This window comes from Phenylobacterium sp., from assembly GCF_019636135.1.
In the GTDB taxonomy this organism is placed as follows: Bacteria; Pseudomonadota; Alphaproteobacteria; order Caulobacterales; family Caulobacteraceae; genus Phenylobacterium.
The window spans coordinates 56148-70461 of sequence record NZ_JAHBYD010000018.1 but is presented as its reverse complement, the minus strand read 5'-3'; the positions used below and the strand labels follow the sequence as shown (position 1 = coordinate 70461).

Sequence of the window (14314 nt, the reverse complement as noted above, 5' to 3'; positions counted from 1 at the left end):
TTCGACAGCCCGTCTCAGCGCGGGGAGACGGAAGGCAATTCCACCGAAGGGGTGCGTGATGAAGAAGCATGTTCTGGCCGCGAGCGCGGCGGCCCTCCTGGCGCTGGGCGCCGCGCCGGCCTCGGCGCTGACGTTCGTGACCCAGCTCGACTGGACCGACGCCGGCGGCCACCTGTCGTATTCGAAGGGCACGGTGACGGCCGAGGACCTGGGCGACGGCAAGACGGTGCGCATCACCGTCGACCTCATCGACGACCAGGACCGCATCATCGACACCGGCTCGCACTGGGCGTTCACCTGGAACCTGACCGACGTCGCGGGCAGCAGCGTGACGCTGATCTCGACGGGCGGCACGAACCCGTTCGTGAACCAGAACCCGGCGAGCGGGCCCTTCACCCAGACGGGCGCCTTCGGGACCTTCACCAACGCCTTCGCCTGCTGCGGGCCCGGCTCGAACAACGGCAAGACCTCGCTGGTGTTCGAGGTCTACAACGCGAACGGCCTGACGTTCGCGGGCCTCGGCGCGGAGATCGGCGACGACAACCGCGTCACGGCGCTCGGAACCGGCAACCGGTTCGCGTCGAACACCTCGGGCTCCGAGGGCGGCTTCGGCGGGGGCTGGTGGTTCGCGGTGGACATCTTCGACGGACCGGGCGGCACGGGGCCGGGCGCGACCTACGTCGTCGCCGGCCGCGACGCGATCTGCGACGGCGACGGCTGCCAGCCGCCGCCGCCCGGGATCCCGGAGCCGGGCGCCTGGGCGCTGATGATCATGGGCTTCGGCGCGACGGGCGCGATGCTGCGCAGGCGCCGGTTCAGGCCGATCTAGGGCCGGTCCTCGATACCGCCCATCCCGGCGAATGCCGGGATGGGCGGAAGTCATTGATTCCCTCAAAGGGATTTGAGTGCGGACCTAGGACGAGACCGCGCGCGCTGATCCACGAGCCTTGTGCGCGCCGCAGGCGCGGTCATTTGGAACCACGAACGAGCACGAAGACGCACGAACGCGTCGGGGACGATCTGGGCGCGCTGCGGTCACCTGCGGCCTGTTCGTGCGTCTTCGTGCTCGTTCGTGGTTGAATCCAAGCGGCGCTGACGCGCCAACGCAGATCGAAAAATGCCTAGGGCCCGCGCCCGGCGGCGACGAGAGCCCGGCTTCGGCCGGGGCTTCTGGCTTTGGAATCCGGGCGGCCGGCCGTGGTGTCCATGGCCCACGGGGGCTGGCCCTAGTTCAGCCGCCGCGGCACGTCGCGGACGAAGCGGCCGTCGACGAAGATCTCCACCGCCTCGCAGACCGGATAGCGCTCCAGCATGGCTTCCGCCTCGCGGACCGCGTCGTCGAACGCGCCCAGGACCCCGGCGTCGAGCGGCCGGATGAGGTCCTGTCCCACCGCGCTTAGGACATAGAGCATGACTGTTCCCCCGAACCGGCCATGGTTATCGCCGCTGCGGCCACGCTTGCCAGCAACCGCAAAGCGAAGCCGTCCCCTCTGACGTGAATCTACAGTCAAGCTTGAACTTGCGCCAGCCTGACCGCCCGCTCCTCGCACCGGCCCAGGTCCGACCAGCGAAGGCGCGACGCTATCGGGGCGTCATGCCGGGCTCAAGCGGGATCGCCGGAGAGGCGAAGCCCGGGCGCCCGCGCCCCTGAGCGGCGATCACGTCCAGAAGTGGAAGGCGTCCCAGCCGCGGGCGATGGCGGGGCCGGGCACGCCCAGGCCCGTGGCGATGGCGGCGGCGGCGCCGAAGAGCAGCGCGCTGGCCCCGGGGACGAAGAACAGCACCGCCAGCAGGCCCAGCATGGTGAGGCCCTCGTACTTCGTGAGGCCGCGGACGAGGCCGGCCGGCAGGTAGTGGCGCAGCGCGTTGAAGCCGTCGAGGCCGGGGACGGGCAGCAGGTTGAGGACCAGCGCCATGGCCTGCAGGAAGGCCAGCATGGCGAGCGCCATGAAGAGCGCGTCGGGCGGCGCCGCCCGGCTCCACAGGTTCAGCACCGACGCCAGGACGAGCAGCACGACGAGCGTCGCCGCGGGGCCGGCCAGCGAGGCGGCGGCGCGCCAGCCGGGACTGCGCATCATGTCGTTGCGCAGGTAGACCGCGCCGCCGGGGAAGCCGATGCCGCCGAGCGCCAGGGCGATCAGCGGGATCACCAGGCTGGTCCCGAGGTCGCCGTAGCGGCGCGGGTCGAACGACAGGTAGCCCTTGGCCTTCACGGTGCGGTCGCCGGCCCGGTAGGCCACGAAGGCGTGGGCGAACTCGTGCGCCATCACCGCCAGCACCCAGCCGGTGAGCACGAAGGCGAAGGTCGCGGGCGTCCGGCCGGGCAGGTCGAGGGTGAGGATCGCGCCGAACGCCACGAAGGCGGCGAGGAGGCCGGCGCCCACCAGGTTGTTCGGCGCCTTCGGAGGGGCGCCCTCGGCGGGCGGCGCAGCGTCGGTCATGACGGGAGCCTCCGGCGTTCGCCCCTCGCTGGCAAGCGTCAGGCCGGGACGACCGCCTTGCCCACGGGGCTCAGCGACAGCACGGCCAGCTTCACATGCTGCCAGGCGAACGGGATGCCGATGATGGTCACGGCGAGGGCCGCGGCCAGCACGATGTGCTGCAGGGCGAGCCACCAGCCCGCCAGCACGAACCACAGGATGTTGAGGACGAGGCTCCCCGCCCCCGGGTCGCGGTCGACCACGACGCGGCCGAAGGGCCAGCAGGTGAAGCCGGCGATGCGGAACGCCGCGGGCGTCCAGGGCAGGCCGACGACGGTGATCGCCAGGATCACCCCGGCGAGCGCCCAGGCGGCGCCCGACACGAACCCGCCGAGGACGAACCAGAGGATGTTGAGCAGGAGCGACATGGGCTCAGTCCCGCAGGTGACGGCGGCGCCCGGCCTGGGCGCCGAAGGGTCTAGTGCTGGCTCTCGGGCATGGTGACGACGAGGCCGTCCAGCTCGTCGCTGACCTTGATCTGGCAGGAGAGGCGGCTGTTCTCCTCGACGCCCTCGGCGAAGTCGAGCATCGACTCCTCCATCGCCGAGCGCTCGCCGGTCTTCTCCAGCCAGTCCTCGCGCACATAGACGTGGCAGGTGGCGCAGGCGCAGGCGCCGCCGCAGTCGGCGTCGATGCCCGGGATGTTGTTCTTCACGGCGCCTTCCATCACGGAGAGCCCGTTCTTCACGTCGATCGCGTGTTCCGTGCCGTCGTGCTCGATGTAGGTGATCTTGGCCATACGCCCCTCGTCACGCCGCGATTAGACGGCGACCTCTTTCATGGAAACGGACGGGTCCGCAAGCTTCGCCTTGTTCACGGGCTTGCGGCCGAGGATGAGGTTCTTCCCCATCATGAATTCGGGCGGCGCGTTGATCGCCTCCACCGACTGCACGAGATCGCCCTTCAGGTGGAAGACGGCGAACTTCGCCGTGGCGGGGTCGCCGCGGATCAGGATCTCGTCGACGTCGAAGGCGTAGCCGGCGATCTGGAGCTTCAGGTCGAACTGGTCCGACCACTGCCAGGGGCACTCGCCCGGCGGCCGCGGGCGCCCGGCGATGGCGCTGGCGGCCTGCTTGGCCTGTTCGAGCGCGTTGGGCACGCTCTCCATGCGGAACATGCGCTCGTAGATCGGCATCGGCCGGTGGGCGACGTCGCCGATGGCGAAGATGTCCGGGTCGGTGACGGACCGGGCGTCCAGGTCGACGACGACGCCGCGGGCGCATTCGAGGCCGGCGGCCTTGGCGAGCTCGTCGTTCGGATGGGCGCCGACGCCCACCACCACCGCGTCGCAGGCGATGGTGCGGCCGTCGGCCAGCTTCACGCCGGTGACGTGGCCGTCCCGGCCCTCGAAGCCGGTGACGCTGGCGCCCAGCTCGAACATCACGCCGTGCTTCTCGTGGTAGCCGGTGAAGAAGTCGGAGAGCGCCTGGCAGGCGACGCGGGCCAGGATGCGGTTCTCGCGCTCCAGCACCACCACCTCGGCGCCCAGCGCCCGGCCGGACGCGGCGACCTCCAGGCCGATGTAGCCGCCGCCGACGACCGCCAGCCTCTTGCCGGGGCCGACCGCGGCCTTCAGCGCCTCGGCGTGCGCCGCCGTGCGCAGGAAGAGGATGCCGCCGAGGTCCTTGCCCTCGATGGGCAGCGCGATGGCGCGCGCGCCGGTGGCCAGGATCAGGACGTCGTAGGGCAGGGCCGAGCCGTCGGAGAGGGTGACGGCCTTGGCCCCGCGGTCGATGGCCGTGGCGGTGACGCCGGGCCGGAAGTCGATGTCCGCCTCGGCGTAGAACTCGGTCGGCTTCAGCGCCAGGGAGTCGGCGTCGGCCTCGCCCTTCAGCCAGGCCTTGCTGAGCGGCGGGCGCTGGTAGGGCGCGATCGGCTCGTCGCCGATCAGGGCGATCGGGCCCTCGTGGCCGTACTGGCGCAAGAGCGCCGCCGCCGTCCCCCCGGCGTGGCCCGCGCCCACGATGACCACCTTGGCCTGGCTCATGCTGTGTTCGATGCCCAAAAGTGACACGGGCGTCAACTTCCGCAACGGAAGCGTGGCCTGTCCGACCCTGCTTCAACCGACCTTTCCGCGTCAGATCAAGTCACCCGCGAAACGCCTTGCCGAACGGCGTTTGGATCGGCGCCATGGCGGCAAGGGCCGTAAGCGCCCCGCATCGTTCCGGGGAGGAACATCATGGACGACGGCTCCGTCGACTTCCGCGCGGCCGCAGCGGCCGAGGCCGCGAACCTGCCGCTCGAGGCGCTGAACCCCGCGCAGACCGACCTCTTCGTGAACGACGCGCACTGGGCGATCTTCGACCGGCTGCGCAAGGAATCGCCGGTCCACTGGACGCCGCGCGGCGACGAGTACGACGGCTTCTGGTCGATCACCCGCTACCAGGACATCATGGCCGTCGACACCAACCACGAGGTGTTCTCCTCGGCCGACGGCATCGTGCTGCAGACGCTGGAGGGCAAGGCCGAGTCCGACAAGCGGCCGCGCGGCAACAGCTTCATCGCCATGGACCCGCCGGGCCACGACGTGCAGCGCAAGACCGTCTCGCCGGCCGTGGCGCCCGCGAACCTGCAGGCCATGAGCCCGATCATCCGCGAGGAGGCGGGCAAGATCCTGGACGGCCTACCGATCGGCGAGGAGTTCGACTGGGTCGACACGGTCTCGAAGGAGCTGACGGCGATGACGCTCGCCACGCTCTTCGACTACCCGCAGGAAAGGCGCCGCGAGCTGACCTTCTGGTCGGACATGTTCACCAATGCGCCCGGGTTCGGCCCCGCCAAGAGCTGGGAGCACAAGCGCGAGCAGGCCGACGCGTGCTTCGACGCCTTCGACAAGCTGTGGGCGGCGCGGGTGAACGCCCCGCCGAAGTTCGACCTGATCTCGATGATGGCCCACGCCGAGGCCACCCGGAACCTCAACGTCCACGACTACCACTCCAATGTCGTGCTCCTGATCATCGGCGGCAACGATACGACCCGGAACACGATCTCGGGCTCGGTCTACGCCCTGAACAAGCACCCGGACCAGTACGCGAAGCTGCGCGCCAACCCGGGCCTGATCCCGGCCATGGTGAGCGAGACCATCCGCTGGCAGACGCCGCTGGCGCACATGGCGCGGACGGCCACGCAGGACTTCGAGATGCACGGCAAGACCATCAGGGCCGGCGACCGCGTGGTGATGTGGTACGTCTCGGGCAACCGCGACGAGGACCAGATCGCCAACCCCAACGCCTACGACATCGAGCGCGAGCGGGTGCGCAACCACCTGTCGTTCGGCTTCGGCATCCACCGCTGCGTGGGCAACCGCTTGGCCGAGCTGCAGCTCTGCATCATCTGGGAGGAGATCCTGAAGCGCTTCCCCGAGATCCGCCTGGTCCGCGAGCCCCTGCGCACCCACTCGGTGTTCGTGAAGGGCTACGAGACCCTGCCGGTGGTGATCCCGGCCCGGAACTAGGGGCGCGGGCTCTTCAAGGATTGAACCACGGATTTCACGGATTTCACGGATGGGGTCAGAGCACGAAGCGCTCGACTTCCGCGCTCAGGGCTCCGAAGTTGACCAGCAAGCCAACCCTCATATCGGCGGCGCGCATGTAGTTGATGGTTTGCGCCCGATGCTCGCCGAGTTTGCGGTTCGCCCCCTCCACCAACCGCTCTACGCCCGGCTGAGCCGGGCTCGGCGGTCGGTCCCCCTCCCGCCATCGCTGCCGCGATGGGGGAGGTGAGTGAAATCCGTGGTTCGATCCTGGGGCCGTGGCCTATGGTCCGCCCATGGAGGCGGGCCGGAGATATCATGTGGGGGATCTTCGCGGGCGGTTGCTGCGCGAGGCGCGCGGCATGCTCGAGGAGGGCCAGCCGCTGCACCTGCGCGCGCTGGCGGCGCGGGCGGGCATCACGGCCGCCTCGATGTACCACCACTACGAGAGCAAGACCGAGCTGCTGGGCGAACTGGCGGCCGGCGGCTTCAAGGAACTGCGGCGCGAGCTGGAGGCGGCCGACGACGCGTCGGGACAGGGCCAGCGGCTGCGCGCCTGGGCGACGGGCTATTTCCGCTTCGCGCGCCGCGAGCCCGCGCTGTTCGCCCTGATGTTCGACCCCGAGGTCGCCGCGCTCGCGCCGGTCGCCGAGGCGCGGGCGGCGGCCCTGGCGGGGCTGCACGGGATCGTGGGCGAGGTCGCCGCCGCGCAGGCGCGGGTGAACCCGCCGCTGGACCAGATCACGCTGGCCGTCTGGGCCGCCTCGCATGGGGCGGCCAGCCTGGGCGACACCGCGCGCGGACAGTCCGACCTGATCGACCAGGTGATCGTGGGCCTCGAGGCGCTGTTCCGCCCTGACCGGCGCTAGTCGGCCTCCGCGCACGCGGAGGCGCAGTCGTTCGGAACCGCGGAATACGCGGAATGACGCGGAAGCCAGCCCGGACCCCTTCCGCGAGATTCCGCGTATTCCGCGGTTCATTGAATCGGAACGCGCCACTTCGCGGCCTTGCCGCTGGCCCGGCTGGGGGCGGCGCTCGATGGAGTCGCCCCAAGACACCGCGTCATCCCGGCCGGGATGACGATCTATATCATTGAACCTGGCCTTCCGAGGTTCAGCGCCTCAAACCACCCGTTCCACCAGCATCTTCTTGATCTCGGCGATCGCCTTCGCCGGGTTCAGGCCCTTGGGGCAGACCTGGGTGCAGTTCATGATGGTGTGGCAGCGGTAGAGCTTGAAGGGGTCTTCCAGCTCGTCCAGGCGCTCGCCCGTGGCCTCGTCGCGGCTGTCGATGATCCAGCGGTAGGCGTGCAGCAGCGCCGCCGGGCCCAGGTACTTCTCCTGGTTCCACCAGTAGCTGGGGCACGAGGTCGAGCAGCAGGCGCAGAGGATGCACTCGTAGAGGCCGTCCAGCTTCTCGCGATCCTGCGGGCTCTGCTTCCACTCCTTCTGCGGCTCGGGCGTCTCGGTGTGCAGCCAGGGTTCGACCGAGGCGTACTGCGCGTAGAAGAGGGTCAGGTCGGGGACCAGGTCCTTCACCACCGGCATGTGCGGCAGCGGGCTGATCGAGACCTTCGCGCCCGAGCACTCCTCATGGCCCTGGATGCAGGCCAGCGCATTGCGCCCGTCGATGTTCATCGCGCACGAGCCGCAGATGCCCTCGCGGCACGAGCGCCGGAAGGTCAGCGTCGGATCGACCGTGTTCTTGATGTGGATCAGGATGTCGAGGACCATCGGCCCGCACTGGGCGGTGTCGACGTCGTAGGTGTCCCAGCGCGGATTCTCGCCCGAGTCCGGATCGTAGCGGTAGATCTTGAACGTCCTGACCTTCGAGGCGCCCGCCGGGGCCGGGAAGTGCTTCCCGGTCGGCTTGATCTTCGAGTTCTTGGGAAGGGTGAGCTGGACCATCTGTCTTATCCCTTCCTAGTAGACCCGCGCCTTGGGCGGGAACGGCGCGATCTCGTCGGTCATCGTGTAGTCGTGGACCGGGCGGTAATCGATCTTCACCTTGCCGGTCTTGTCGTCGAACCAGGCGAGCGTGTGCTTCATCCACGTCTTGTCGTTGCGCTCGGGGAAGTCCTCGTGCGCGTGGGCGCCGCGGCTTTCGGTGCGGTTGTGCGCGCCGACCACGGTGACGACGGCCTGGCCGATCAGGTTGTCGAGCTCCAGGGTCTCCATCAGGTCCGAGTTCCAGATCATCGAACGGTCGGTGACCTTCAGGTCGGGCCGCCTGGCGTTGACCGCTTCCATCCGCTTCACGCCGGACGCCAGGGCGTCGGACGTGCGGTAGACGGCGGCGTCCTCCTGCATGGCCATCTGCATCTCGAGGCGCAGGGCCGCCGTCGAGACGCCGCCGCCGGCGTTGCGGAAGCGGTCGAGGCGCGCGAGGTGGCCGTCGGTCATGGCGGGCTTCAGCTCGGGCTGGGTCGCCCCGGCCTTCACGGTGTCGGCGGCGCGCAGGGCGGCGGACCGCCCGAACACCACGAGGTCGATCAGGCTGTTCGAGCCCAGGCGGTTGGCGCCGTGGACCGACACGCAGGCCGCCTCGCCCACGGCCATCAGGCCGGGCACCACCTTGTCCGGGTCCTTGCCGGCCTTGGTGACGACCTCCGAGTAGAAGTTCGTGGGGATGCCGCCCATGTTGTAGTGGACGGTCGGGAGCACCGGGATCGGCTCCTTGGTGACGTCGACGCCGGCGAAGATCTTGGCGCTCTCCGAGATGCCCGGCAGGCGCTCGTGCAGGATCTTCGGGTCCAGGTGGTCCAGGTGCAGGAAGATGTGGTCCTTCTTCGGGCCCACGCCGCGGCCCTCGCGGATCTCCATGGTCATGGCGCGGCTCACCATGTCGCGCGGCGCGAGGTCCTTCACGGTGGGCGCATAGCGCTCCATGAACCGCTCGCCCTCGGAGTTGGTGAGGTAGCCGCCCTCGCCGCGGGCGCCCTCGGTGATCAGGCAGCCCGAGCCGTAGATGCCGGTCGGGTGGAACTGCACGAACTCCATGTCCTGCAGCGGCAGGCCGGCGCGCAGCGCCATGCCCCCGCCGTCGCCGGTGCAGGTGTGCGCGCTGGTCGCCGAGAAGTAGGCGCGGCCGTAGCCGCCGGTGGCCAGGATCACGAGTTGCGCCTGGAAGCGGTGCAGCGTGCCGTCGTCCAGCTTCCAGGCCGTGACGCCACGGCACACGCCGTCGTCCATGATCAGGTCGAGGGCGAAGTACTCGATGAAGAACTCGGTCTCGTGCGCCAGGGACTGCCCGTACATGGTGTGCAGCATGGCGTGGCCGGTGCGGTCGGCCGCGGCGCAGGTGCGCTGGATCGGGGCCTCGCCGTAGTTCTTCGTCATGCCGCCGAAGGCGCGCTGGTAGATCTTGCCGTCGGCCGTGCGGCTGAACGGGACGCCCCAGTGCTCCAGCTCGTACACCGCGGCCGGGGCGTTGCGGCACAGGTATTCGATGGCGTCCTGGTCGCCCAGCCAGTCCGACCCCTTGACGGTGTCGTACATGTGCCAGCGCCAGTCGTCCTCGCCCATGTTGCCGAGGCTGGCCGAGATGCCGCCCTGGGCCGCGACCGTGTGCGACCGGGTCGGGAAGACCTTGGTGACGCAGGCCGTCTTCAGGCCGGCCTGGGCGCAGCCCAGCGCGGCGCGGAGGCCCGAGCCGCCGGCGCCGACCACCACGACGTCGAACTTGTGGTCGATGAACTCGTAGGCCGCCATGGGATCAGGCGCCCCCCAGCGCGACTTTGAGGATCGAGAAGATGGCGAGCGCGCCCGCCAGCCAGCCAATGAACAGGTTGAGCAGCAGGGCCGCGGCCTTGCTGAGGTTGCTGTAGACGTAGTCCTCGATCACCACGCGGACGCCCGAGATCATGTGCGTGGTGGCGACGAAGATCGTCAGGATCATGAGGGTGGCGTTCAGCGGCTCGGCGATCCACGAGGCGGCCTCGTAGTAGTCCATGCGGGCCAGCAGGATGACGCTGTAGGCGCCCCAGAGCACCAGCGGCACCAGCGCGATGGCGGCGACGCGCTCGGAGAGCCAGTGGCCGACGCCGTGCTTGGCGGAGCCCAGGCCGCGGGCCTGTGAGAGCGGGGTGCGGTAGCTCATGCCAGGGCTCCCGTCATGTAGGCGATCGCCCAGGCCGCGGCGGTGGCCGCGATGGTGAAGCCGAAGACCATGTAGGCCGAGGCGTTGGCGCTTTCCTTGCCGAGGCCGCGGCCGAAGTCCCACACCAGGTGCCGGACGCCGTTGGCCAGGTGGTAGAACGCCGAGGCGCTCATCCCGAGCATCACGAACCTGCCCAGCGGCGAGCCCAGCAGGCTCTTGAAGGTCGCGTAGGCCTCGGGCCCCGCCGCCAGCGAGATCGCCCACGCGGCCAGGATCAGGCCGCCGAGATAGAGCCCGCAGCCGGTCACCCGGTGCAGGATCGAGGTCAGCATGGTGACGTGCCAGCGCCATATCTGCAGGTGCGGCGACATCGGGCGGTCCGATGGACCGCGTGGAACGCTCGTCATGGCTAAGCCGCCGCCTCCCCTAATGCCCCCGGCCCTGCGGTTTTAAGCGCCGGGCGAGGGGTGTCAACGAACGGTGGGGGCGTGACGCCCCGCCCGACCGCGTCCCGGGAACCTGCGGCGCCGCTAGTTGCGAATGCTTCGCAATTGCCGAAGTCACAAGGTTCGTACACGCCGAAGTCTGTCGCGCCCCGCCCTTGGAGGCAATGCGCGATCGGTCTAGGTTTCCTTCGCGAAAGGCGAAGGATGCGGTTCGACCTCACCGACCTGCGATTGTTCTGCGACGTCGTCGACGAAGGCTCGATCACGGCGGGCGCCGAGAAGAGCGCGCTGGCGCTGGCGGCGGCCTCGACGCGGATCCGCAACATGGAGGGCGCGCTGGGCGCGACGCTGCTGACGCGCTCGCGGCAGGGCGTCACGGCCACGCCCGCGGGCCGCATGCTGCTGAAGCACGCCCGCGCGATGCTGGAGCAGGCGGCGCGGATGCGCGAGGACCTCTCGGCGTTCGCCGGCGGGCTGTCGGGCGAGGTGCGGCTGCTGGCCAACACCAACGCGCTCACCGAATTCCTGCCCGAGGCGCTGGGCGCGTTCCTGGCCGCGCGCCCCCACGTCAGCGTCGACCTGGAGGAGCGGCTGTCGGACGAGATCGTGGGGCTGATCGCCGAGGGCGTCGGCGACGTGGGCATCGTCGCCGGCACCGTCGAGGTGGGCGCCCTGGAGACCTATCCGTTCCGCGAGGACCGGTTCGCCGTCGTGGCCGGCGTCGGCCATCCGCTGGCGAGCCGGACGCGCGTCTCCTTCGCCGAGGTGCTGGACTACGACTTCGTGGGGCTGGAGCGTTCGGCGTCGCTGCAACGGTTCCTGACCGCCAAGGCCGCGCGCGAGGGCCGGCCGCTGAAGCTGCGCGTGCAGTTGCGCAGCTTCGACGCCGTCTGCCGGATGGTCGAGGCGGGGGTGGGCGTCGGCGTGGTGCCGCAGACCACGGCGCGGCGGGCGGCCAGGACCATGAGGCTGGCCGTGATCGACCTCGCCGACGACTGGGCCCTGCGGAAGCTCACCATCGTCGTGCGCGCCGAAGCCGAGCTGCGGCCCTACGCGCGGGAACTGGTCGACGCGCTACGGGCGTGAGCCTCTGGTTGCGCCCCATCGGGAGAGGGCGATCGCATATGGTTTGTGGGCGGCTCGTCCGCCCGATTCTTGAACCGCAGAGATCGCGGAGACACGCAGAGAAGCTCTCCCACGATTGTCATCCCGGTTTCGCCGCAGGCGAAGACCGGGACCCAACCGTCCGGTGCTCTGAGGTTGTTATCTGCCCCCGCTCGCCAGGGGCCGGCCCCCAACCATCGACGCACCGGAGGGTTGGGTCCCGGTCTTGGGCTGCGCCCAAACCGGGATGACAAACGGGGAAAGCCTCCGCGTATCTCCGCGATCTCTGCGGTTCGACTGACGGCCTTTCGGCCGCCTGCATCCATATGCGATTACCCTGCCCATCAAGGGAGGGGAGGTTCCGGCTCCGGCCCGGTGTAGCGCGCCCGGGGGCGGATCAGGCGGTCCTGCTGGCCCTGTTCGATGGCGTGGGCGATCCAGCCGGCGCATCTCGCGACGGAGAACAGGGCGAAGGGCGCGTCGTCGGGCAGCTTCAGGGCGTCGCAGGCGGCCATGAGGGCGAAGTCGACGTTGGGCGGGTGGCCGGTGATCGCCTCCACCAGTTCGGCGAGGCGGGCGAGCTCGGGGGGCGGGACGAAGCGTTCCAGCAGGGCGGCCGCGCGGGGGTCGCCGTCCGGATAGAGGTTGTGGCCGAAACCCGGGAGCGCGCGGTCGTCGGCGAGGCGGGCCTGGATCGCCTCGCGCGGGCCGAGCTCGGCGGCCTCGGCGGCGAAGCGGCGGACGGCGGCGGTGGCCCCGCCGTGGCGCGGGCCTGACAGCGTCGAGAGCCCGGCCAGCGCCGCGGCGGCGAGCGAAGCGCCGGTCGACGCCGCCACGCGGGCGGCGAAGGCGGACGGGTTCAGCTCATGGTCGGCGACGAGGACCAGGATGCGGCGGATCAGGTCCGCGCCCGGCCCGCCCGGCCCCTGGCCCCAGGCCAGCGCCAGGCGGTTGTGGATCGGCCCGCTGCCGACGTCGGCGGCCACGGCGTCGGTCAGCATCGTCCAGTAGGGTGGCGGCCTCCACGCCGCGCCAGGGATGGCGCGGCCGCGGGTCAGCGGGTCGGCGGCGGCGCGGGCCGCCAGTGCCGTAGGCGCGGGCGCGCATGTCGGCGGCTCCGGGGCGGTCGCTTCGGCCGGTCGGTGCGCTTGAGCGCCGCGCCGTGGCCGCCGCGCAGCAGCCGCGCCACCGCCTCCAGCGTCTCGGCCTCGGCCAGCCGGATGGCGTCGCGGCCGCGGTAGTAGAGCCGCCCGCCCTGCACCGTGGTGATCTCGGAGGAGAGCACCGGCTCGCCCCAACTGATCGCGCCCTCCGCCACCTCGGAGATCTTGCGGCTGCGCGACTTCCGCTCGGCCAGCGCGGCGATGTCGGCGGCCCGGTAGAGGCTGCGGCGCGGATCGCCGGGGTCGGGCCGCACGCCGACGCGGCCGCGGCTCACATAGGCGTACAGCGTCTGCGGACGCACCCCCAGGCGGTCACGGGCTTCCTCGGCGGCGATCCAGTCGGTGTGGGGCATCTTATATTGATCATATTGATCAATCTTGATCTCACAAGGCATCCGGCGAATTTGTCTCCGCACAAGAGACGGAGACCTTCCCATGACCCAACTGACCGACGGCTCCGACGGCCTCGAGACCGTCATCGCCGCGCGCACCGTGCTGAGCGAGGTGGACGGCGCCGCGGGCCGCCTGATCATCCGCGGCCACTCGCTGGACGAGCTCGCCGGCCGCACCACGTTCGAGGAGGCCGTGGGCCTGCTGTTCGACGGCTTCTACGACGACCTGCCCACCGACATCCGCGCCGCCCTGGGCCGCGCCCGCACGCAAGTGTTCGCCGAGGTGGCGGCGCTGGACACCGGCCTGCTGGACCGCACGCCGGTGGAGGCCATGCGCGCGCTGACCGCCCGGCTCGCCGACGGCGACGACGCCGAGGCGGCGTTCCGGCTGCTGGCCGCGCCGGCGGTGTTCACCGCGGCCGTGGTCCGCGCCCAGGCCGGCGAGGCGCCGGTCGCGCCGGACCCCGCGCTGCGCCACGCCGCCGACGTCCTGCGCATGCTGCGCGGCGCCCCGGCGAGCGACGCCGAGGCCGACGCGCTCGACACCTACCTCGTGACGGTCAGCGACCACGGCCTGAACGCCTCGACCTTCGCCGCAAGGGTGGTGGCCTCGACGCGGGCCGGGCTGACCTCGGCGGTGCTGGCCGGGATCAGCGCGCTGAAGGGCCCGCTGCACGGCGGCGCGCCGGGGCCGATCATCGACATGCTGGACGAGATCGGCGAGCCGGCGAACGCGCGCGCCTGGATCGAGGCGGCGCTGGGCCGCGGCGACCGGCTGATGGGCTTCGGCCATCGCGTCTACAAGGTCCGCGACCCGCGCGCCGACGCGCTGAAGCAGGCCGTGCGCTGGCTGGACGCGCGCCAGGGCCGGCTGGAGTTCGCCGAGGTGGTCGAGGCGGCCGTCCTCGACATCCTGCGCGAGCACAAGCCGAACCGCCCCTTGCAGACCAACGTCGAGTTCTACACCGCGCTGCTGCTCGAGGCGCTCGCCTTCCCGCCCGGCGCCTTCACCTGCGTCTTCGCCATGGGCCGTGTCGCGGGTTGGCTGGCCCACGCCCGCGAGCAGGTGGTCGGCGGCCGCCTGATCCGCCCGGCGAGCCTCTACATCGGGCCGATGCCGAAGAAGGCGGCGTAACGCCTCCCCGCGGGGATGGGCGGA

Annotated in this window: 17 protein-coding genes; 5 read left to right on the top strand and 12 right to left on the bottom strand. The window is 70.7% G+C overall.

Features of this window, described 5'->3' with window-relative positions:
- The first annotated feature begins 58 nt into the window (after positions 1–58).
- Complete coding sequence (locus KF737_RS13850) at positions 59–829, top strand: PEPxxWA-CTERM sorting domain-containing protein (RefSeq protein ID WP_296455706.1); 771 nt, start codon at positions 59–61, stop codon at positions 827–829.
- Positions 830–1226: 397 nt separating this feature from the next.
- Here the strand turns inward: KF737_RS13850 and KF737_RS13845 are convergent, their stop codons facing one another.
- The 5 genes from KF737_RS13845 to KF737_RS13825 all read right to left on the bottom strand — a co-directional run bounded on the left by KF737_RS13845 (position 1227) and on the right by KF737_RS13825 (position 4467).
- Positions 1227–1412 carry a hypothetical protein gene (locus KF737_RS13845; RefSeq protein ID WP_296455704.1) on the bottom strand — a complete coding sequence of 62 codons (186 nt, stop codon included), beginning with the start codon at positions 1410–1412 and terminating at the stop codon, positions 1227–1229.
- 246 nt (positions 1413–1658) lie between these two features.
- Positions 1659–2441, bottom strand: a complete 783-nt coding sequence (locus KF737_RS13840; RefSeq protein WP_296455701.1) for a site-2 protease family protein — start codon at positions 2439–2441, stop codon at positions 1659–1661.
- 38 nt (positions 2442–2479) lie between these two features.
- On the bottom strand, positions 2480–2848 hold the full coding sequence (locus KF737_RS13835) for a YccF domain-containing protein (protein ID WP_296455696.1): 369 nt from the start codon (positions 2846–2848) through the stop codon (positions 2480–2482).
- A gap of 50 nt (positions 2849–2898) precedes the next feature.
- Positions 2899–3219, bottom strand: coding sequence for a 2Fe-2S iron-sulfur cluster-binding protein (locus KF737_RS13830; protein ID WP_296455693.1), 321 nt, complete (start codon positions 3217–3219; stop codon positions 2899–2901).
- A gap of 21 nt (positions 3220–3240) precedes the next feature.
- Entirely contained in the window at positions 3241–4467 is a 1227-nt protein-coding gene (locus KF737_RS13825) for an FAD-dependent oxidoreductase (protein WP_296455692.1), read from the bottom strand.
- 192 nt (positions 4468–4659) lie between these two features.
- On the opposite strand from KF737_RS13825, the gene KF737_RS13820 reads away from it, so the two are divergent.
- Positions 4660–5934, top strand: coding sequence for a cytochrome P450 (locus KF737_RS13820; RefSeq protein WP_296455689.1), 1275 nt, complete (start codon positions 4660–4662; stop codon positions 5932–5934).
- A 55-nt stretch (positions 5935–5989) separates the two neighbouring features.
- Here KF737_RS13820 and KF737_RS13815 read toward each other — a convergent pair whose 3' ends face one another.
- Entirely contained in the window at positions 5990–6124 is a 135-nt protein-coding gene (locus KF737_RS13815) for a GxxExxY protein (RefSeq protein ID WP_296455686.1), read from the bottom strand.
- Positions 6125–6272: 148 nt separating this feature from the next.
- On the opposite strand from KF737_RS13815, the gene KF737_RS13810 reads away from it, so the two are divergent.
- On the top strand, positions 6273–6821 hold the full coding sequence (locus KF737_RS13810) for a TetR/AcrR family transcriptional regulator (RefSeq protein ID WP_296455683.1): 549 nt from the start codon (positions 6273–6275) through the stop codon (positions 6819–6821).
- A gap of 252 nt (positions 6822–7073) precedes the next feature.
- On the opposite strand, the gene KF737_RS13805 is transcribed toward KF737_RS13810, so the two are convergent.
- The 4 genes from KF737_RS13805 to sdhC are packed head-to-tail and all read right to left on the bottom strand — an operon-like array spanning position 7074 to position 10421.
- Complete coding sequence (locus KF737_RS13805) at positions 7074–7859, bottom strand: succinate dehydrogenase iron-sulfur subunit (protein ID WP_296455680.1); 786 nt, start codon at positions 7857–7859, stop codon at positions 7074–7076.
- 15 nt (positions 7860–7874) lie between these two features.
- Positions 7875–9662, bottom strand: a complete 1788-nt coding sequence (gene sdhA / locus KF737_RS13800; RefSeq protein WP_296455677.1) for a succinate dehydrogenase flavoprotein subunit — start codon at positions 9660–9662, stop codon at positions 7875–7877.
- Between the two features lie 4 nt (positions 9663–9666).
- On the bottom strand, positions 9667–10050 hold the full coding sequence (sdhD, locus tag KF737_RS13795) for a succinate dehydrogenase, hydrophobic membrane anchor protein (RefSeq protein WP_296455674.1): 384 nt from the start codon (positions 10048–10050) through the stop codon (positions 9667–9669).
- Entirely contained in the window at positions 10047–10421 is a 375-nt protein-coding gene (gene sdhC / locus KF737_RS13790; RefSeq protein WP_296455671.1) for a succinate dehydrogenase, cytochrome b556 subunit, read from the bottom strand. Before sdhC ends, sdhD begins: the two co-directional genes overlap by 4 nt.
- 279 nt (positions 10422–10700) lie before the next feature.
- Here sdhC and KF737_RS13785 point away from each other — a divergent pair, with 279 nt between their 5' ends.
- Positions 10701–11582: a LysR substrate-binding domain-containing protein gene (locus tag KF737_RS13785; protein WP_296455668.1), complete on the top strand. Its 882-nt coding sequence runs from the start codon at positions 10701–10703 to the stop codon at positions 11580–11582.
- A 362-nt stretch (positions 11583–11944) separates the two neighbouring features.
- On the opposite strand, the gene KF737_RS22470 is transcribed toward KF737_RS13785, so the two are convergent.
- Positions 11945–12601 carry a citrate/2-methylcitrate synthase gene (locus tag KF737_RS22470; protein ID WP_367273234.1) on the bottom strand — a complete coding sequence of 219 codons (657 nt, stop codon included), beginning with the start codon at positions 12599–12601 and terminating at the stop codon, positions 11945–11947.
- Positions 12602–12654: 53 nt separating this feature from the next.
- Positions 12655–13116, bottom strand: a complete 462-nt coding sequence (locus KF737_RS22465) for a hypothetical protein (RefSeq protein WP_367273233.1) — start codon at positions 13114–13116, stop codon at positions 12655–12657.
- A gap of 82 nt (positions 13117–13198) precedes the next feature.
- Here KF737_RS22465 and KF737_RS13775 point away from each other — a divergent pair, with 82 nt between their 5' ends.
- Complete coding sequence (locus KF737_RS13775) at positions 13199–14290, top strand: citrate synthase/methylcitrate synthase (protein WP_296455664.1); 1092 nt, start codon at positions 13199–13201, stop codon at positions 14288–14290.
- The last annotated feature ends 24 nt before the right edge of the window (positions 14291–14314 follow it).